This window comes from Citrobacter sp. Cf116 (assembly GCF_030336505.1).
GTDB lineage: Bacteria > Pseudomonadota > Gammaproteobacteria > Enterobacterales > Enterobacteriaceae > Citrobacter > Citrobacter freundii.
In genome coordinates, this window is record NZ_JAOWEQ010000034.1 from 270,630 (window position 1) to 290,132 (window position 19,503).

General features: G+C 53.1%; 20 protein-coding genes. 3 read left to right on the top strand and 17 right to left on the bottom strand.

Annotated elements, in window-relative coordinates; translation table 11 throughout:
- Window positions 1-10: 10 nt before the first annotated feature.
- The 10 genes from OGV74_RS06720 to cysD form a co-directional block, all read right to left on the bottom strand.
- Window positions 11-637 (bottom strand): protein-L-isoaspartate(D-aspartate) O-methyltransferase, encoded by a 627-nt coding sequence (locus OGV74_RS06720; RefSeq protein ID WP_003034172.1) that lies wholly within the window; start codon window positions 635-637, stop codon window positions 11-13.
- Window positions 631-1,392, bottom strand: a complete 762-nt coding sequence (gene surE, locus OGV74_RS06725) for a 5'/3'-nucleotidase SurE (protein WP_003825728.1) — start codon at window positions 1,390-1,392, stop codon at window positions 631-633. Before surE ends, OGV74_RS06720 begins: the two co-directional genes overlap by 7 nt.
- Window positions 1,373-2,422: a tRNA pseudouridine(13) synthase TruD gene (gene truD, locus OGV74_RS06730; protein WP_016150904.1), complete on the bottom strand. Its 1,050-nt coding sequence runs from the start codon at window positions 2,420-2,422 to the stop codon at window positions 1,373-1,375. Before truD ends, surE begins: the two co-directional genes overlap by 20 nt.
- Window positions 2,419-2,898 (bottom strand): 2-C-methyl-D-erythritol 2,4-cyclodiphosphate synthase, encoded by a 480-nt coding sequence (gene ispF / locus OGV74_RS06735; protein ID WP_003034167.1) that lies wholly within the window; start codon window positions 2,896-2,898, stop codon window positions 2,419-2,421. The genes truD and ispF overlap by 4 nt, the downstream gene beginning before the upstream one ends.
- A 55-nt stretch (window positions 2,899-2,953) precedes the next feature.
- On the bottom strand, window positions 2,954-3,649 hold the full coding sequence (ispD, locus tag OGV74_RS06740; RefSeq protein ID WP_003034165.1) for a 2-C-methyl-D-erythritol 4-phosphate cytidylyltransferase: 696 nt from the start codon (window positions 3,647-3,649) through the stop codon (window positions 2,954-2,956).
- An 18-nt stretch (window positions 3,650-3,667) separates the two neighbouring features.
- Window positions 3,668-3,979: a cell division protein FtsB gene (gene ftsB, locus OGV74_RS06745; protein ID WP_003034163.1), complete on the bottom strand. Its 312-nt coding sequence runs from the start codon at window positions 3,977-3,979 to the stop codon at window positions 3,668-3,670.
- A gap of 215 nt (window positions 3,980-4,194) precedes the next feature.
- The gene (locus tag OGV74_RS06750) at window positions 4,195-4,518 is read right to left on the bottom strand and encodes a DUF3561 family protein (protein WP_003034160.1); all 324 of its coding nucleotides are present in this window, start codon (window positions 4,516-4,518) and stop codon (window positions 4,195-4,197) included.
- Window positions 4,519-4,565: 47 nt separating this feature from the next.
- Window positions 4,566-5,171, bottom strand: a complete 606-nt coding sequence (cysC, locus tag OGV74_RS06755) for an adenylyl-sulfate kinase (RefSeq protein WP_003034157.1) — start codon at window positions 5,169-5,171, stop codon at window positions 4,566-4,568.
- Window positions 5,171-6,598 carry a sulfate adenylyltransferase subunit CysN gene (cysN, locus tag OGV74_RS06760; RefSeq protein ID WP_086504500.1) on the bottom strand — a complete coding sequence of 476 codons (1,428 nt, stop codon included), beginning with the start codon at window positions 6,596-6,598 and terminating at the stop codon, window positions 5,171-5,173. The genes cysC and cysN overlap by 1 nt, the downstream gene beginning before the upstream one ends.
- Window positions 6,599-6,607: 9 nt before the next feature.
- Window positions 6,608-7,516 carry a sulfate adenylyltransferase subunit CysD gene (cysD, locus tag OGV74_RS06765; RefSeq protein ID WP_003034152.1) on the bottom strand — a complete coding sequence of 303 codons (909 nt, stop codon included), beginning with the start codon at window positions 7,514-7,516 and terminating at the stop codon, window positions 6,608-6,610.
- Window positions 7,517-7,918: 402 nt separating this feature from the next.
- On the opposite strand from cysD, the gene OGV74_RS06770 reads away from it, so the two are divergent.
- The gene (locus OGV74_RS06770) at window positions 7,919-8,962 is read left to right on the top strand and encodes an aminopeptidase (RefSeq protein WP_071696820.1); all 1,044 of its coding nucleotides are present in this window, start codon (window positions 7,919-7,921) and stop codon (window positions 8,960-8,962) included.
- A gap of 44 nt (window positions 8,963-9,006) precedes the next feature.
- Here the strand turns inward: OGV74_RS06770 and cysH are convergent, their stop codons facing one another.
- The 3 genes from cysH to cysJ all read right to left on the bottom strand — a co-directional run bounded on the left by cysH (window position 9,007) and on the right by cysJ (window position 13,336).
- On the bottom strand, window positions 9,007-9,741 hold the full coding sequence (gene cysH, locus OGV74_RS06775) for a phosphoadenosine phosphosulfate reductase (RefSeq protein ID WP_003034149.1): 735 nt from the start codon (window positions 9,739-9,741) through the stop codon (window positions 9,007-9,009).
- Between the two features lie 83 nt (window positions 9,742-9,824).
- Entirely contained in the window at window positions 9,825-11,537 is a 1,713-nt protein-coding gene (gene cysI, locus OGV74_RS06780) for an assimilatory sulfite reductase (NADPH) hemoprotein subunit (protein ID WP_086504502.1), read from the bottom strand.
- Entirely contained in the window at window positions 11,537-13,336 is a 1,800-nt protein-coding gene (cysJ, locus tag OGV74_RS06785) for an NADPH-dependent assimilatory sulfite reductase flavoprotein subunit (protein ID WP_032949926.1), read from the bottom strand. The genes cysI and cysJ overlap by 1 nt, the downstream gene beginning before the upstream one ends.
- Window positions 13,337-13,641: 305 nt before the next feature.
- Here cysJ and queD point away from each other — a divergent pair, with 305 nt between their 5' ends.
- Window positions 13,642-14,004 carry a 6-carboxytetrahydropterin synthase QueD gene (gene queD / locus OGV74_RS06790; RefSeq protein ID WP_003034142.1) on the top strand — a complete coding sequence of 121 codons (363 nt, stop codon included), beginning with the start codon at window positions 13,642-13,644 and terminating at the stop codon, window positions 14,002-14,004.
- Between the two features lie 91 nt (window positions 14,005-14,095).
- Here queD and queE read toward each other — a convergent pair whose 3' ends face one another.
- The 3 genes from queE to OGV74_RS06805 all read right to left on the bottom strand — a co-directional run bounded on the left by queE (window position 14,096) and on the right by OGV74_RS06805 (window position 17,084).
- Complete coding sequence (queE, locus tag OGV74_RS06795; protein WP_003034139.1) at window positions 14,096-14,767, bottom strand: 7-carboxy-7-deazaguanine synthase QueE; 672 nt, start codon at window positions 14,765-14,767, stop codon at window positions 14,096-14,098.
- Window positions 14,768-14,838: 71 nt separating this feature from the next.
- Window positions 14,839-15,528: an N-acetylmannosamine-6-phosphate 2-epimerase gene (locus OGV74_RS06800; protein ID WP_003034135.1), complete on the bottom strand. Its 690-nt coding sequence runs from the start codon at window positions 15,526-15,528 to the stop codon at window positions 14,839-14,841.
- The gene (locus OGV74_RS06805) at window positions 15,528-17,084 is read right to left on the bottom strand and encodes a maltose/glucose-specific PTS transporter subunit IIC (protein WP_003034134.1); all 1,557 of its coding nucleotides are present in this window, start codon (window positions 17,082-17,084) and stop codon (window positions 15,528-15,530) included. The genes OGV74_RS06800 and OGV74_RS06805 overlap by 1 nt, the downstream gene beginning before the upstream one ends.
- 165 nt (window positions 17,085-17,249) lie before the next feature.
- Between OGV74_RS06805 and OGV74_RS06810 the strand changes: the two genes are divergently transcribed.
- Window positions 17,250-18,074, top strand: a complete 825-nt coding sequence (locus OGV74_RS06810) for a MurR/RpiR family transcriptional regulator (protein ID WP_003034131.1) — start codon at window positions 17,250-17,252, stop codon at window positions 18,072-18,074.
- Between the two features lie 55 nt (window positions 18,075-18,129).
- Here OGV74_RS06810 and eno read toward each other — a convergent pair whose 3' ends face one another.
- Window positions 18,130-19,428, bottom strand: a complete 1,299-nt coding sequence (eno, locus tag OGV74_RS06815) for a phosphopyruvate hydratase (RefSeq protein WP_003034129.1) — start codon at window positions 19,426-19,428, stop codon at window positions 18,130-18,132.
- Window positions 19,429-19,503 lie beyond the last annotated feature (75 nt).

Below are 19,503 nucleotides of genomic sequence, written 5' to 3' on the forward strand. Positions count from 1 at the left end.
GAGCCTGTATCTACGCAAGCTCCCCTTTTACTAAGGGAACGAAGCGTACGGCCTCCACGGTATCGATAATAAATTCGCCTCCCCGACGACGCACCCGTTTCAGAAACTGGTGCTCGTCACCCACGGGTAAGACGAGAATGCCGCCTTCATCCAACTGCATCATCAATGCGGTTGGGATCTCAGGCGGCGCTGCCGTAACAATGATAGCGTCAAAAGGGGCTCGCGCTTGCCAGCCTTGCCATCCATCACCATGACGGGTAGAAACATTATGTAAATCAAGCTGTTTAAGTCGACGACGCGCCTGCCACTGCAAACCTTTAATGCGCTCAACAGAGCACACATGGTGCACCAGGTGCGCCAGAATCGCCGTTTGGTAGCCAGAGCCGGTACCAATTTCCAGCACCCGGGACTGTGGCGTTAACTCCAGCAGCTCGGTCATCCGTGCAACCATATAGGGCTGCGAAATCGTCTGCCCCTGACCAATCGGCAGGGCAATATTGTCCCAGGCCTTATGTTCAAACGCCTCATCAATGAATTTTTCACGCGGCACGGCGGCGAGTGCATCGAGAACAAGCTCATCTCTGATGCCCTGCGCACGTAATTGTTCAAGAAGAGTGTGTACGCGTCTGCTTACCATTGCGTGTCGGCTCCCACGCTGTCTAACCAGTCAGAAACAACTTCATGCGCGCCGTATGCGGTTAAATCGACATGCAGCGGCGTGATGGAAACATAGCCTTCATCGACGGCGGCAAAATCAGTATCCGGTCCGGCGTCGCACTTTTCGCCCGGTGGCCCGATCCAGTACAGCGTATTACCGCGCGGGTCCTGCTGTGGTATCACCTGATCCGCAGGATGGCGACTACCGCAGCGGGTGACGCGGATACCTTTAATCTGATCCAGCGGTAAATCCGGCACGTTGATATTCAAAATGCGCCCGGTGCGCAGCGGTTCACGACTCAGCGCCCGTAAGATACGGCAGGTTACTGCGGCAGCAGTATCGTAGTGTTTATGCCCATCAAGTGAGACAGCCAGCGCAGGGAAGCCCAGGTGACGACCTTCCATCGCTGCCGCAACGGTACCGGAATAGATAACATCATCGCCGAGATTAGGACCTGCGTTAATACCAGACACGACAATGTCCGGACGCGGACGCATTAATGCGTTAACGCCCAGATAGACGCAATCGGTAGGTGTACCCATTTGTACGGCGATATCACCGTTATCATAGGTGAACGTGCGAAGTGAGGATTCCAGCGTCAGCGAGTTGGACGCGCCACTGCGGTTACGATCCGGGGCAACCACCTGTACGTCAGCAAACTCACGCAGCGCTTTCGCCAGCGTTTGTATACCGGGTGCGTGAACCCCATCATCGTTACTCAGCAATATACGCATAATCACCCATTGTGTTAATAAGTTCCCTTACAACACTGGTGGCGAAGCTACCTGCCGGTAGCCAGAAACGTAACTCAACGGTTACGTCATCCCACCAGTTCCAGCTTAATTGTTGTGGATACAGCAACATAGCGCGACGCGACGCGTCGACTTTCTCGCGCAATAACAGAGACTGCAGCGCGGTTTCATCAGCAACAGCGGCTTCTTCAAACGCCAGCGCGTCGCGTTGAGTTCCCCACTCACCGCTGCCCGGTAATGCCGCTGTAATCATCAATTCTTTCTCATCGACGCGACGCTGTAATTCAGTTTGTTCTTCCTGTGCGGCGACAAACCAGCTTCCGCGCCCCGATAATTGTAGCGCATCGCCGTCAACAACTTGATTAAAGTCTGTTTTTTTCAGGCGTTCACTGACTATCTGATTAAACAACGCGCTACGGGCCGCCGACAACCAAAAACTGCGTTTATTGCGATCGCGCACCGGCGCATCGCTTTGCGCCCAGCGCAGCGCCCCTTGCAGGTTGCTGCCGCCGATACCAAAACGCTGAGCGCCAAAATAGTTCGGAACGCCGCGCTCGTTAATTGCCTGCAAACGCGCTTCAACATCATTTCGCTCGCTCACTTCACGCAGCACCAGCGTAAATTCGTTGCCTTTCAGCGCCCCTAAACGCAGCTTACGCTTGTGGCGTGCGTACTCCAGCACTTTACAGCCTTCAAGCTCAAATTTGCTTAAATCAGGCATCGCATTGCCCGGCACACGCGCACACAGCCACTGTTCCGTGACCGCATGCTTGTCTTTCTGACCAGCAAAGCTCACTTCGCGGGCATGAATTTTCAGGAATTTCGCCAGCGCGTCAGCCACAAAACGGGTGTTACAACCGTTTTTCAGGATACGCACCAAAATGTGCTCGCCTTCGCCATCGGGTTCGAAGCCTAAATCTTCGACGACGACAAAGTCTTCCGGATTCGCTTTCAGAACGCCATGGCCTTGTGGTTTGCCATGGAGATACGTCAGATCTTCAAACGCAGTCATTTCGTTGCCTTAATGAGTAACGCCACCGCTTCACAGGCAATCCCTTCCCCACGCCCGGTAAAACCGAGTTTTTCCGTGGTGGTCGCTTTCACGTTAACATCATCCATATGGCAGCCGAGGTCTTCGGCAATAAACACTCGCATTTGTGGAATGTGCGGCAGCATCTTCGGCGCCTGGGCAATAATTGTCACATCCACATTACCAAGCGTATAGCCTTTGGCCTGAATACGCCGCCAGGCTTCACGCAATAATTCACGACTATCTGCACCTTTAAAGGCTGGGTCGGTGTCCGGGAATAGCTTACCGATATCCCCCAGCGCAGCCGCGCCCAGCAGAGCATCGGTTAACGCGTGTAACGCCACGTCACCATCAGAATGCGCCAGCAATCCTTTTTCATACGGGATGCGCACACCACCAATGATAATTGGGCCAACTCCTCCAAAAGCGTGTACGTCGAAACCGTGTCCAATTCGCATTATGCCTTCTCCTGATATACACAGCGTCCTCCAGGCAGCCTGAAGGATGATGTATCTAGATAGTTCGGGTCAGATAAAATTCCGCCAGCGCCAGATCTTCCGGGCGGGTGACTTTGATGTTGTCAGCACGCCCTTCGACCAGCTGCGGATGAAAGCCGCAATATTCCAGCGCCGAAGCTTCGTCTGTAATAGTTGCACCTTCGTTGAGTGCACGCGTCAGGCAATCGTGCAATAACTCGCGCGGGAAAAACTGCGGCGTCAACGCATGCCATAAATCGGTACGATCGACCGTATGGGCGATGTCTGTTCGCCCCGGCTCCGCGCGCTTCATTGTGTCACGTACCGGTGCGGCAAGGATCCCGCCGGTACGGCTGCACTCGCTAATTGCCAGCAAACGGGCCAAATCATCCTGGTGCAGGCACGGACGCGCGGCGTCATGCACCAGCACCCAACGGGCCTCCCCTGCGGCTTGCAAACCGGCAAGGACAGAATCGGCACGCTCGTTGCCGCCATCCACCACCGTAATTTGCGGGTGCGCAGCAAGTGGAAGTTGGGCAAAGCGACTGTCGCCTGGGCTGATAGCGATGACGACTCGCGTCACCCGGGGATGAGCCAGCAGCGCATCAACCGAGTGTTCAAGAATGGTTTTATTGCCAATAGAGAGGTACTGCTTAGGACACTCTGTTTGCATTCGGCGGCCAAACCCGGCAGCCGGCACCACGGCGCAAACGTCCAATAAAGTGGCTGCCATGTTAAATCCCTGGACGGTTTATCGATTGTTTTGCCCTGCAGTCTGAGCGCGTTTAGACGCGTCAGGCACCAGACGATAAAAAGTTTCGCCCGGCTTAGTCATACTGAGTTCGTTGCGCGCACGCTCCTCAATAGCCTCTTGTCCGCCATTGAGATCGTCAATTTCGGCAAAGAGCTGATCGTTACGCGCTTTAAGTTTCGCGTTTGTAGCTTGCTGCGCAGCAACATCATCGTTGACGCGACTATAGTCATGTATGCCGTTCTTACCGAACCACAGCGAATACTGCAGCCAGACTAATAAAGCCAGCAACAGCAGCGTTAGTTTACCCATCCTGCCCCCTGAAAAACGGCATTAATATCCCATAACTTCCGCAGACAACTTTACATCAACGGTCGGGAATGCCGCGACAACGCGGGCAAATGTACCACATTTGCCCGTTGTTACGTATACCCCGTGTAAGGAGAACATAATCTCATTGTTGGTTACGGTTTGAATTATGACCAGAGAGTGAACAACGTCGGCGATTGTTAAAAAAAAGCGTTTGCCTAACCCAATAACCATAAAAATAGGGCGCCAAACATCGCCCCAACCACCAGCAGGGTACAGGTAATGCTCAACAGCAACCTTCCCTTCAATAGCGAGTGTAAGGCAATACCCGCGACAATCGCCACGGGCAGCAACGCGAGGAAAAAGGGCCAGGTATAAATGAAGAAAAACAGTGTATTAGGGCCATACATCAGACACGGGAATCCCAGCGCCAACAACCACGCGATAAAACCGACCACGGCCCCCGGTAGTGACCAGGTGGTTTCGTCGTCGGCGGCGAAGGTATCTGACTCTGTAATAGTAATGTTATGGCTGTTACGCATATCTAATCCTGTGACCGTGACTGACCGGGCATGTGAGCTCGGGTGTCTCAGGATCTGATAATATCTTCCTGCCTCAGCAGGTCTAATAATTGGGGTACCAAATTTGTTACCAATTGTTCACCATCAAGATGAATCTCTGGCGATTCAGGCGCTTCGTATACCGAATCAATTCCGGTGAAATTGCGTAACTCACCCGCCCGCGCTTTTTTATACAACCCTTTTGGATCGCGTGCTTCACACGTTGCTAATGGCGTATCGACAAAAACTTCAATAAAACGCCCTTCGCCAACCCGCTCACGAACCATTTTGCGCTCAGCGCGATGCGGTGAGATAAAGGCGGTCAACACCACAAGCCCCGCATCCACCATCAGGTTAGCCACTTCACCAACCCGGCGAATATTCTCCTTACGATCGGCATCACTAAATCCAAGATCGCTGCACAGACCGTGACGCACGTTATCGCCATCCAAGAGATAAGTACTCACCCCCAGCTTATGCAACGCTTCTTCAAGCGCCCCTGCTACCGTGGATTTACCGGAACCAGACAGCCCGGTAAACCACAGTACAACACCACGATGACCGTGGCGTTGTTCCCGCTGTTGCGGTGTAACAGGATGGGCATGCCAGACGACGTTTTCGTCATGCAGCGCCATTATTTTCCTCCCAGCAGATCGCGCGCACCCCAGTGTGGGAAGTGGCGACGCACCAGTGCATTAAGCTCCAGCTCAAACGCGCAGAACTGAGAAGCCGCGGCGAGCTCCTGGACGATTGGCTCACGCACCAGTCCCGCGCCAACGGTAACGTTGGTCAGGCGGTCAATAATTATCAGCCCGCCCGTCACCGGGTTCTGCTGATAGGTATCCAGCACCAGCGGTTCATCAAAAGTCAGATTAACCAGACCGATGCCGTTCAGCGGTAACGCTTCAACATCACGTTGGGTCAGGTTGTTTATATCGACCTGATATTGCACGCTATCAACGCGTGCGCGGGTCTTCTTGCCTGCGATTTTTATGTCGTAGCTCTGCCCTGGCGACAACGGTTGTTCCGCCATCCACACCACATCAACGGCAGCGCTTTGTACTGTCGGCAGCGTTTCACCGGCATCAAGTAACAGGTCGCCCCGGCTGATATCGATCTCATCTTTTAGCACCAGGGTGATCGCTTCACCTGCATACGCTTCCTGTAAATCGCCATCAAAGGTCACGATCCGCGCTACGCTCGACTCAACGCCGGACGGCAGCACTTTGACGCGCTGCCCGACCTTCACGCTACCGGAAGCCAGCGTTCCGGCATAACCACGAAAATCCAGATTCGGTCGGTTCACATACTGCACCGGGAAGCGCATCGGCTGAGTATCAATACTGCGCTGGATCTCAACGGTTTCCAGCACTTCCAGCAGCGTCGGACCGCTGTACCACGGCATACTGGCGCTTTGCGAAGCCACGTTATCGCCTTCCAGCGCAGAGAGCGGCACAAACCGGATATCCAGGTTGCCCGGCAGTTGTTCAGCAAAAGTAAGATAGTCTTCGCGAATACGGTTAAATGTCTCTTCGCTAAAGTCCACCAGATCCATTTTGTTGATCGCCACCACCAGGTGTTTGATCCCAAGCAGCGTGGAGATAAAGCTATGACGACGAGTCTGATCCAGCACACCTTTACGCGCATCGATCAATAGGATCGCCAGGTCGCAGGTCGACGCACCGGTCGCCATGTTACGGGTGTACTGTTCATGCCCGGGAGTGTCCGCAATAATAAATTTACGCTTCTCGGTAGAGAAATAACGGTAAGCCACGTCGATGGTGATGCCCTGCTCGCGCTCGGCCTGCAAGCCGTCAACCAATAACGCCAGATCAAGCTTTTCGCCCTGAGTTCCGTGACGTTTACTGTCATTGTGCAGCGATGAAAGCTGGTCTTCATAAATCTGACGCGTGTCATGCAGCAAGCGACCAATCAGGGTGCTTTTCCCGTCATCCACGCTACCGCAGGTTAAAAAGCGCAGCAGACTTTTGTGTTGCTGGGCGACCATCCAGGCTTCAACGCCGCCTTCATTAGCAATTTGTTGTGCAAGTGTCGTATTCATGGCGGCTCCTTAGAAATACCCCTGACGTTTCTTCAGCTCCATGGAGCCCGCCTGGTCGCGGTCAATCACGCGGCCCTGACGTTCACTGGTGGTTGAGACCAGCATCTCTTCGATAATTTCCGGCAGCGTCTGCGCATTCGACTCCACCGCGCCTGTCAGTGGCCAACAGCCGAGCGTACGGAAACGCACCATGCGTTTTTTAATCACTTCCCCGGGTTGCAGATCGATTCTGTCGTCATCAATCATCATCAACATGCCGTCGCGTTCAAGCACCGGACGCTCCGCCGCCAGGTACAGTGGCACGATGTCGATATTTTCCAGCCAGATGTACTGCCAGATATCCTGTTCGGTCCAGTTGGAGAGCGGGAAGACGCGAATACTTTCGCCTTTGTTAATTTGTCCGTTGTAGTTGTGCCACAGCTCCGGGCGCTGATTTTTAGGATCCCAGCGATGAAAACGATCGCGGAAAGAGTAAATACGCTCTTTGGCACGTGATTTCTCTTCGTCACGACGAGCACCGCCAAACGCGGCATCAAAACCGTATTTATTGAGCGCCTGCTTCAGCCCTTCGGTTTTCATAATGTCGGTATGCTTGGCGCTGCCGTGGACGAACGGGTTGATGCCCATCGCCACCCCTTCCGGGTTTTTATGCACCAGCAGTTCGCAGCCGTAGGCTTTCGCCGTACGGTCACGAAACTCGTACATTTCGCTGAACTTCCAGCCGGTATCAACGTGCAGTAATGGGAACGGCAGCGTGCCAGGATAAAACGCTTTACGCGCCAGATGCAGCATTACGCTGGAATCTTTGCCGATGGAATACATCATCACCGGATTAGAAAACTCGGCGGCCACCTCACGAATGATATGGATGCTTTCCGCTTCCAGTTGCCGCAGGTGGGTAAGTCGTTTTTGATCCATAACCGTTCCTATGTAATGCCGTTATTTTGCTAACGATGCTCAGATAACCTGACTATAGGGAGGGCAAGAGGGCGAATGAAATTACGAATTGGAATGAGTAGTTCCTCAAAGGAATAACGATCCGGAAAAGCAAATATCAAAAAGTGCTTAAGCTACCGGATTTCGGGCATTTAGGAGCAAATGAAATTGTTTTACCTCGATCACGGTTTCATACTAGCGGCTGAAAATTTCTGCTTGGTATTCAGAGCCTATCCCATTAGGCGTACATTGTTGCAGTCAGTTTGGACACGGACAGCGCGGAACAACCGGAGCGTACATGCAGTACGTGAGGATTGTGAGCACTGCCCGGGTTCAAAATGACAAATAAAATAGCCAAATGGGATAGGCTCTTAAGGACTCATTATGTTTCTCGCAACGCGCCACCTTATTGCTGCTATGGCGCTCGGCGCGTGTTTTATCCTCCCTGCACAGGCAACATCCTCCAAACCTGGCGATATCGCAAATACCCAGGCTCGATATATCGCAACGTTTTTCCCGGGCCGCGTGACGGGATCTCCGGCTGAAATGTTATCTGCTGATTATATACGTCAGCAATTTCAGCAGATGGGCTACAGCAGTGATATTCGGACGTTTAATAGCCGTTATGTTTATACCGCCAAAAATAACCGTAAAAACTGGCATAACGTAACGGGAAGCACCGTTATTGCAGCACATGAAGGCAAAGCGCCGCAGCAGATTATTATTATGGCGCACCTCGACACCTACGCCGCACAAAGCGATGCCGATTCAGATGCCAATCTGGGTGGGTTAACCCTGCAAGGTATCGACGACAACGCTGCAGGCGTTGGCGTGATGCTGGAACTGGCGGAAAAACTCAAAGACGTGCCGACGCAGTACGGCATCCGATTTATCGCCACCAGCGGCGAGGAAGAAGGCAAACTGGGCGCGGAGAACATCCTGAAGCGAATGAGCGCCGCCGAGAAGAAAAACACGCTGCTGGTTATCAACCTCGATAACCTGATTGTCGGTGATAAGCTCTATTTCAACAGCGGTAAGAAAACCCCGGAAGCGGTGCGAAAACTGACGCGCGACCGGGCACTGGCTATCGCGCATAGTCGCGGCATTGTAGCCAGCACCAATCCAGGCCTGAACAAAGACTATCCGAAGGGAACAGGATGTTGTAACGATGCGGAGGTCTTCGACGACGCGGGTATTGCTGTGCTCTCCGTTGAAGCGACCAACTGGAACCTGGGCAAGAAAGATGGCTACCAACAGCGCGCCAAAAGCGCCTCGTTCCCGTCTGGCAACAGCTGGCATGATGTGCGACTGGATAACCAGCAGCATATCGATAAAGCCTTACCGGGCCGGATAGAGCGCCGTAGCCGCGACGTAGTACGCATTATGCTGCCGCTGGTAAAAGAACTGGCGAAAGCAGGTAAATCCTGAAGAAGAAGCCCGGTAATAAGTAAACGTTACCGGGCTTTTAACAGTTAGCCTTCGTGCAGCCCGCACTCTCTTTTCAGCCCAAAAAAACGCGTCTCTTCTTCCGCCATTCCCGGCTCCCATTTGCGGGTGGTATGGGTATCGCCGACTGACAGATAGCCCTGATCCCACAGTGGATGGTACTTCAGACCATGCTTTTGCAGATACTGGTAAACCGTACGGTTGTCCCAGTCGATGATCGGCAGAACTTTAAACACACCACGCTGAATAGCCAGCACCGGTAAATGCGCACGACTGCCCGATTGCTCACGGCGCAGACCGGCAAACCAGGTCTGCGCGTCGAGCTCCTGTAGCGCCCGGTTCATCGGCTCGACTTTGTTGATGTCATTGTATTTTTCAATGCCCTCAACGCCCTGCTCCCACAGTTTGCCATAGCGCGCTTCCTGCCAGGCCGCACTTTCCTTCGCCCGGTAGACTTGCAGATTAAGCTTGAGCTTGTCCGTTAACTCGTCAATAAACTGGTAGGTTTCCGGGAACAGATAACCGGTATCGGTGAGGATCACCGGGATATCCGGGCGAACCTGATTTACCAGGTGCAGGCTCACTGCCGCCTGAATACCAAAACTTGATGACAGTACATATTCGCCAGGCAGGTTTTCCAGCGCCCACGCCACGCGATCCTCGGCGCTCAATTTTTCCAGTTGGTCGTTGGTTTGCGCCAACGCCATAACGCGTTCAACTTTCGGCAGTTCGTTCAACGCGTTGAGATCGAGTTTGGACATAAGTTCCTCACTGTTTGCCTTGCCTGATGGCGCTGCGCTTATCAGATCTACCAATTCAGTAGACCCGATAAGTCAATTTCACATTATTCCCAGAAATCCCGGGCAGGATCGAGCACCGGGCGAATAATGCCCGCACGCACCGTAAAGTCACCGAAGCCTTCACCCGCTTCGCGCTCTTTCGCCCAGCGCCCAATCAGTTCATCCAGCGATGCCAGAATTTCCGGCTCGGTGATGTTCTCTTTAAACATCCGGGGAATGCGAGTTCCAATACGGTTGCCCCCTAAATGGAGGTTGTAACGTCCGGGCGCTTTCCCCACCAGACCAACTTCCGCCAGCATCGCGCGGCCGCAACCGTTCGGGCAGCCAGTCACACGCATGACAATATTTTCATCACTCAGGCTGTGCTTCGCCATCAGCGTGTCGATGTTGTCGATAAACGTTGGCAGGAAGCGCTCGGCCTCCGCCATCGCCAGCGGACAGGTTGGGAACGACACGCAGGCCATCGAGTTTTCACGCTGCGGAGTGACCGCATTCATTAAGCCACTCTTCTGCGCAATCTTCTCGATCTTCGCCTTTTCACTCTCAGGAACACCTGCAATGATCAGGTTCTGGTTCGCGGTAATACGGAACTCACCTTTGTGGATCTTCGCGATCTCAAGCAGACCGGTTTTCAATGGACGGCCCGGATAATCCAGGATACGGCCGTTTTCAATAAACAGCGTCAGATGCCATTTATTGTCGATCCCTTTCACCCAGCCGATACGATCGCCGCGACCGGTGAACTCGTACGGGCGGATAGGCTCAAACTTGATCCCCGCGCGGCGCTCAACTTCAGCTTTAAAGGTCTCAACGCCTACGCGTTCCAGCGTGTATTTGGTTTTGGCGTTTTTACGATCGGTACGGTTACCCCAGTCACGCTGAGTCGTCACCACCGCTTCCGCCACGGCCAGTGTATGCTCAAGCGGCAGATAACCAAATTCGCTTGCCGTCCGGGCGTAAGTTTTCTTATTGCCATGCTCAATGGACAAACCGCCGCCCACCAGCAGGTTAAAGCCCACCAACTTGCCGTTTTCCGCAATCGCCACGAAGTTCATGTCGTTGGCATGCAGATCGATGTCGTTCTGCGGTGGGATCACCACCGTGGTTTTAAACTTACGCGGCAGATAGGTTTGACCGAGGATCGGCTCCTCGTCGGTGGTCGCAACTTTTTCCTGATCAAGCCAGATCTCTGCATAGGCGCGGGTGCGCGGCAGCAGATGTTCGGAGATCTTTTTCGCCCACTCGTAGGCTTCGGCGTGCAGCTCAGATTCATACGGGTTGGAGGTACACAGCACGTTACGGTTCATATCGTTGGCGGTCGCCAGTGCGTCCAGGCCGACGGAGTGCAGCATCTGGTGTACCGGTTTAACGTTCTTCTTCAGAATGCCGTGAAACTGGAAGGTCTGACGGTTGGTCAGACGAATGCTGCCGTAAATAGTGTTGTCATGGGCGAACTTGTCGATCGCCTGCCACTGTTTGGTGGTGATCACTCCACCCGGCAGACGACAGCGCAGCAGCATCGCGTGACGCGGCTCAAGCTTTTGCTCGGCACGTTCAGCGCGGATATCGCGGTCGTCCTGCTGGTACATACCGTGAAAACGGATCAGCAGGAAGTTGTCGCCTTTAAACCCGCCGGTCAGGCCGTCGTTTAAATCTTCGGCAATGGTACCGCGCAGATAGTTGCTTTCCAGCTTCATACGCTCAGCGTCGGACAGATTGCCTTCGACCACCAATGGTCCTGGATGTTTTTCGCTCATTAGTAGACATCTCGCTGATAACGGCGCTCAATGCGCAGCTCACTTAAAAATTCATCCGCCGCTTCGATATCCATACCACCGAATTCGGCAATCACTTCCAACAACGCCTGCTCAACGTCTTTCGCCATACGATTGGCGTCGCCGCAGACATAAATGTGGGCACCGTCGTTAATCCAGCGCCACAGTTCCGCGCCCTGTTGGCGCAGTTTATCTTGTACGTAGACTTTTTCTTTTTGATCGCGGGACCAGGCGAGATCGATACGGCTCAGTACGCCCTCTTTGACGTAACGCTGCCATTCCACCTGATACAGGAAATCTTCGGTAAAGTGCGGGTTACCGAAAAACAGCCAGTTTTTGCCTTCGGCTCCATCAGCCGCACGCTGCTGCATGAAGGCACGGAACGGTGCAATTCCCGTACCCGGGCCAATCATAATCACCGGCGTCTGCGGGTTTGACGGCAGGCGGAAATTGTCATTGTGTTCAATGAACACGCGAACTTCACCTTCTTCTTCCACGCGGTCGGCGAGGAAACTGGAAGCACCACCAGCACGGGCGCGACCTTCTATCTCATAACGCACCACGCCCACGGTGACGTGCACTTCGCTTTCCACTTCCGCCTGAGAAGAGGCAATGGAGTACAAACGCGGCGTCAACGGACGCAGAAGATCAACTAACGCCTGAGCATCCAGTTGCGCCGGGGAAAAGCGCACCATATCGACGATGGGCGTGGTGGCGGCATAATGCTGCAACTGTGCTTTGTCACCCACTAACGGCAGCAATGTTTCGCTGCGGGTTAAGGTGGCATAGTTCTCCACGATATTGCCGGTATTCACCGTCAGCTCGAAATGCCACCGCAACGCTTCAGCGAGCGACAAGGTTTTGCCTTCAACCGTCACCGGCTCATCACCTTTCAGCCACAGCAGTTCAACCAGTTCTTTAACCAGATCCGGGTCATTCTGATACCAGACGCCCAATGCATCGCCCGGCTGATAACGCAGGCCGGAATCGCCTAAATCAATTTCAATATGGCGTACGTCTTTTTCAGAGTCACGGCCGGTAATTTTCTGATTCACCGCAAGCGACGCCGTCAGCGGCGCTTCTTTGGTGTACGGACTGGTGTGTACTTCATTTACCGCACCGCTCGCGGCAACTTGCACAGACGGTACCGCAGGCGCACGTGCTTTCAGGACATCAACCAAACGGGCACGCCACTGCGCAGCGGCGGCCTGATATTCAACGTCGGCATCTACACGATCGAGCAGACGTTCACCGCCCAGCTCAGCCAGTTTCGCATCGAAGTCTTTTCCTGACTGACAGAAAAACTCATAGGAGGTGTCGCCAAGGCCAAACACGGCAAAAGCGGTGTTATCGAGCTTTGGCGCTTTTTTCGAGAACAGGAATTTATGCAACGCCACGGCTTCTTCCGCCGGTTCACCTTCCCCTTGCGTCGACGCCACCACGATCAGCAGTTTTTCATTGGCGATTTGTTTGAATTTATAGTCGCCAGCGTTGATCAGAGTGACGTTGAGCTTCGCGGCGATCAGATCATCGCGCAGGGCTTCCGCCACACGACGCGCATTACCGGTTTGCGAGGCAGAGATAAGCGTAATGCCTGGCATTTCAGCGACAGGCGCAAGCGCCGCTGCATTGCTACCAGGCTGCTGATTCAGCACGCCCCAAAAATAGCCAGAAACCCACGCAAGCTGTGCGGGAGTGAAATCGGTCGTGGCTGCCTGAAGGCGTGCCAGTTGCTCCGGGTTTAGCGGTAGCAGAGCGGAAGGTGGGGCCTGTGTCGTCATGCGTTGTCATGTTCCAGTAAGCAAAGCGGATTTCAGCAATAAAACCCAAACTGAAGATAAGGTTAACGGCGGGGATAGTAACAATTAAAGAAGGGATAGAAATAACAAATAACCAAATGGACTAACCTGTTTTAGTTATAGTCATTAACGACAAAAACGATTTAATAACTATATGATATATAAATAGTTATTAAACATTAACAGCGTAAATATGACGTTCTGATGCTTAGCGCCCTTTTAACTAATGATAAAAATTGTGCTTTACGGTACCCTACGGCGGTTTTTCGCATTCTTGAGAGTAAATAATGTCCACCACCTTGTTTAAAGATTTCACCTTCGAAGCCGCTCACCGCCTGCCGCACGTACCGGAAGGGCATAAGTGTGGCCGCCTGCATGGTCACTCATTTATGGTGCGTCTTGAAATTACCGGTGAAGTCGATCCGCATACTGGTTGGATCATGGATTTTGCTGAGTTAAAAGCCGCGTTTAAGCCGACTTACGACAGACTCGATCACTACTATTTGAACGATATTCCTGGCTTAGAAAATCCAACCAGTGAAGTGCTGGCCAAATGGATTTGGGATCAGATTAAACCTGTGGTCCCTCTGCTAAGTGCTGTAATGGTGAAAGAAACCTGCACAGCAGGCTGCGTGTACCGCGGCGAGTGATTGTAGGCTTGCCGGATGGCAATGCGTCTTATCCGGCCTGCAACAAGCAACAAACTCTGGCCGGGTAAGCGAAACGCTCCCGGCACAGTTATCAGGCAATATTCAGATATTTATGGGTTTGCATCGACAGACGCCAGTTGCGCGCAATACAGGTATCAATACACAAACGCGTCGCATCTTCTTTCTGGCTGATTGGCTGTAAGGCGATGATTCGTGGTTTGTCGTCGCTCAACGTCGCCAGCAGTTCATCCAGCGCTTCAATATCGCGAACGCGACCAACCGGATGTTTGATTTCATTCGCGCGCTCCAGCGCCTGCGACAGCACATCATAACCGCCACGCATATTTACCTTCGGCGATACGGTCACCCAGGTATTCGGCGTACAGCGTACTTCGTGGGTGCCACTGGTTTCAATCTGGCAGCTAAAGCCGTTCTTTTCCAGCAGGTCAGTCAGCGGCATCAGGTCATGAATGCAAGGCTCGCCGCCGGTGATCACCACATGACGGGCGGTATACCCCTGACGCGAAATGACCGCCAGCAGATCCTCACTGCTCGCCGCCCCCCATTTGTCGCTTTCTTTGGTCTTGGCCAGGATGCTGTACAGGGAGACTTCCCGATCTTCAAGCTTATCCCAGGTGTGTTTGGTATCGCACCAGGCACAGCCAACCGGGCATCCCTGTAAACGAATAAAAATGGCGGGGACGCCGGTAAAGTAACCCTCACCTTGCAGGGTCTGGAACATCTCGTTAATCGGGTACTGCATAGCGCTCTCAATATGGGGATAAACGATAATTATCGCAGATCCCCGCCAAAGTATCATGCCCCATCGATGCTTTACGAGGCGATCGCCGCGACAAAGCGTGCCGTTATCTGCTGCGGACGCGTGATTGCGCCACCAACCACCACGGTATGGGCACCTAATTCCAGGCATCGTGCGGCACGTTCCGGAGTATCGACGTTTCCTTCTGCCACGACAGGTACGCTGACCGCCGCCAATACCTCACGTAAAAAACCGCAGTCGTTTTCCGCCAGCACATGCCCGGCAGTGTCATCGGTATAGCCGTAGAGCGTGGTGCCCACGCAGTCAAAACCCAGACGCTCAGCTGTCACCGCCTCGTCTATGGTGGCGATATCCGCCATCAGCAGCACAGACGGGTAGCGAGCGCGGATTTGCATAACTAATTCTTCCAGCGTTTGTCCACCAGGGCGCGGGCGCGCTGTCGCATCCAGAGCAATAATCTCCGGCTCAACGGTCATTAGCTCATCCACTTCCTGGAGCGTAGCCGTGATAAACACATCGCTACCCGGATAATCACGCTTGATAATCCCAATCACCGGCAGGGAGACGCTCTGTTTGATCGCGCGAATATCCACCACGCTGTTCGCACGAATACCTACAGCACCTCCCTGCGCTGCCGCCAGTGCCATACGCGACATAATAAACGGACTGTGCAGGGGCTCATTTTCCAGCGCCTGGCAGGAGACGATTAATTTACCTTTCAGGGAATCCAGTACAGTTTTCATTACGATAAGATCTCTTCGACTTCGTTTTTGATGATGGTGACATGCGGGCCATAAATCACCTGAACCCCGTTGCCGCGAATAATTACGCCACGCGCTCCGGTCGCTTTCAGCGCCGCTTCATCGACCTTGCTACTCTCTTTTACCGTCACGCGCAGACGTGTGGCGCAACAGTCCACCTCTTCCAGATTCTCTTTACCTCCCAGTCCGGCAATCACAGCCGCAGCACGCTCACTTTGCGGCAGGCCGGATTCAGTCGGTGCTGCGTTTTCACGACCAGGCGTCAACCAGTTAAAGCGGTTAATCAAATAGCGGAAGGTGAAGTAGTAAAGGAAGAACCACGGGATCCCCACCATAGGGACGTACATCCAGTTGGTTTTAGCTTCCCCCTGTAGCACACCAAAGAGGAGGAAATCGATAAGCCCACCCGAAAAGGTTTGCCCGATGGTGATATGTAAAATATGCGCCATCATAAACGCCAGACCATCGAAGAAGGCGTGAATGACGTATAACACAGGTGCGACAAACAGGAAGGAGAACTCGATAGGCTCAGTGATCCCCGTCAGGAAAGAGGTCAGGGCCGCAGACAACAGCAGTCCGGCGACAAGCTTTCTGTTCTCTGGTTTTGCAGTATGGTACATCGCAAGACATGCGCCAAGCAGGCCAAACATCATGGTGATAAAGCGCCCGGACATAAAGCGCGAGGTGCCCGCATAGAACTGCTGCGTATTCGGATCGGCAAGTTGCGCGAAGAAAATACGCTGCGTGCCTTCAACCAACTGGCCGTTGACGATTTCACTTCCGCCAAGCGCTGTGGTCCAGAACGGTAAATAAAAGATATGGTGTAACCCCAGTGGGCCAAGCATACGCAGGATGAAGCCGTACAACAGCGTACCCAGATAACCGGTCGCATCCACCAGACCACCCAGTCCAAAAATGAGTTTCTGGAAATGCGGCCAAACCACCGTCATGACCGCACCCACTACAATCGCGGCAAGGGAGCTAATAATCGGCACAAAGCGCGAACCGCTGAAGAAACCAAGGAACTGAGGTAGCGAGACTTTATTGAAACGGCTATGCAGCGCGCAGGTGACAAGCCCAATCACCACCCCACCAAATACGCCTGTTTCCAGCGTCTGAATACCCAGCGTCATCCCCTGGCCTACGGCACCGGGATTCTCGTGCGCCAGCGTTCCGTTGAGTGTCAATAAAGCGTTGATGGTGGCGTTCATCACCAGAAATGCCAGCAATGCAGCAAGCCCGGCGGTGCCTTTGTCCGTTTTCGCCAATCCTACTGCCACACCCACCGCAAAAAGTACCGACAGGTTGGCAAACACAATAGAACCTGCGCTGGTCATGATCGTGAAGATTGCCTGTAACCAGTCAACGTCCAAAAACGGATACGCCGTCAATGTGTTTGGATTCGACAGCGCACCGCCAATCCCTAACAACAGCCCCGCAGCGGGCAGTACCGCAATCGGCAGCATGAACGATTTGCCGAACCGCTGTGCCTTTTCAAACCATGCGCCCGATGAGGCGCCGCTAAACATTTGCATCATTTTTTCATCTCCCCGATTAATGATGAAAATTTTTACCATAATTAATTTTATAAATGAAAATTATCATCAAAAACCAGGAAGCCGATCATACTTTTTTAAAATGACTGGCATCTCTCCCCTGCTTTCCGCCACACTATTAGCAGAGAAACGCATTAAGGATTTTGCATGTCAGAAAATGAAAACCTGCTGCTGAGATTGCGCCAGGGCGTTGACGGATATAGCCGAACACAGCAGAAGCTGGGAGAGTTTGTGCTTAGTGATCCGGCAAAAGTTGTCTACCTGACGATTACCGAACTGGCGCGTGAAAGCGACACCAGCGAGGCGAGCGTCACACGTCTGTGCCGCACGCTTGGGTGTAAGGGTTATAACGAATTCAAAATGGCGCTGGCTCTCGATCTCCAGCAAGGACAGCCGGTAGAGCACAGCGGGGATGAAATTGACAATGTGGTCAATGAATCCGTGCAAGCGCTGCAGGACACAGCAAAGTTACTCGACAGGACATTACTGGAATCCGCCGCTCTGGCGCTACATCAGGCTCAGTCGGTACAGATTTATGGCGTAGCGGCCAGCGCTATTCTGGGGGAGTATTTACATTACAAACTCCTGCGCCTCGGCAAACCCGCGCAACTGTTCAGCGACATGCACCGCGCAGCCATGAATGCCACTACGCTTAGCAAAAATACGCTCGTGGTAGCGATCTCCAGTTCAGGCTCCACGCGCGATCTGCTGCATGTCGTGAAACTGGCGCGTAAGCAAGGCGTGCGCGTACTGGCGCTGAGTAATACGCCGCGCAGTCCGCTGGCCTCGCTGAGCGATATTCAACTGGTCGCAGCCAAACCAGAAGGTCCGTTGAGTGCTGGTGCGCTAAACGCCAAGGTGGGTGTGATGCTGTTGGTAGAACTTCTCACCACGTCGCTGATTGCGCTGGATGAAAAGTACAGTGACGTGAGCCAGCAAACCGCCAGCGCAACACTTCCTCTACTGCTTTAAAAGCATAAAAAAACCCGCCGCAGCGGGTTTTTAAGTTAAGAGTTAAAGAACAGGATTACGCCTGACCTTTGATCTCTTTACGACCGTTGTACGGTGCTTGTTCACCCAGAGCTTCTTCGATACGAATCAGCTGGTTGTACTTAGCAACGCGGTCAGAACGGCTCATAGAACCAGTTTTGATCTGGCCTGCAGCGGTACCAACAGCCAGGTCAGCGATGGTAGCATCTTCAGTTTCGCCAGAACGGTGAGAGATGACAGCGGTGTAGCCAGCGTCTTTCGCCATTTTGATCGCAGCCAGAGTTTCGGTCAGAGAACCGATCTGGTTGAATTTGATCAGGATGGAGTTAACGATGCCTTTTTCGATGCCTTCTTTCAGGATCTTGGTGTTGGTTACGAACAGATCGTCACCAACCAGCTGGATTTTGTCGCCCAGTACTTTAGTCTGGTATGCGAAACCGTCCCAGTCAGACTCGTCCAGACCATCTTCGATGGACACGATCGGGTACTGTTTGGTCAGTTCTTCCAGGAAGTGAGTGAATTCTTCGGAGGTGAATGCTTTGTTGCCTTCGCCAGCCAGAACGTATTTACCGTCTTTGTAGAATTCAGAAGCTGCACAGTCCATCGCCAGAGTGATGTCTTTGCCCAGCTCGTAGCCAGCTGCTTTAACCGCTTCAGCGATTACAGCCAGAGCTTCAGCGTTGGAACCCAGGTTCGGCGCGTAGCCACCTTCGTCACCAACTGCAGTGTTCATACCTTTAGCTTTCAGAACTTTAGCCAGGTTGTGGAACACTTCAGAACCCATACGAACGGCTTCTTTCAGAGTCTTAGCGCCAACCGGCTGAATCATGAATTCCTGGATGTCGACGTTGTTGTCAGCGTGCTCACCACCGTTGATGATGTTCATCATCGGAACCGGCATGGAGTATTTACCCGGAGTACCGTTCAGTTCAGCGATGTGTGCATACAGCGGCAGGCCTTTAGCAGCAGCTGCTGCTTTGGCGTTCGCCAGGGACACAGCCAGGATGGCGTTTGCACCGAAGTTGGATTTGTTTTCAGTACCGTCCAGATCGATCATGATCTTGTCGATGCCAGCCTGATCTTTAGCATCTTTACCCAGCAGAGCCTGAGCAATTGGGCCGTTAACAGCTGCAACAGCTTTCAGTACGCCTTTACCCATGAAACGGGATTTGTCGCCATCGCGCAGTTCCAGTGCTTCGCGGGAACCAGTAGAAGCACCTGACGGAGCTGCTGCCATACCAACGAAACCACCTTCCAGGTGTACTTCGGCTTCAACAGTCGGGTTACCACGGGAGTCGATGATTTCACGACCGATGATTTTAACGATTTTGGACATTAGATTTTCCTCAGTACAAGTTAAACTAAAACTCCAGACAAACAATGCACCCTGATGGGTGCATTGCCGTTCTAA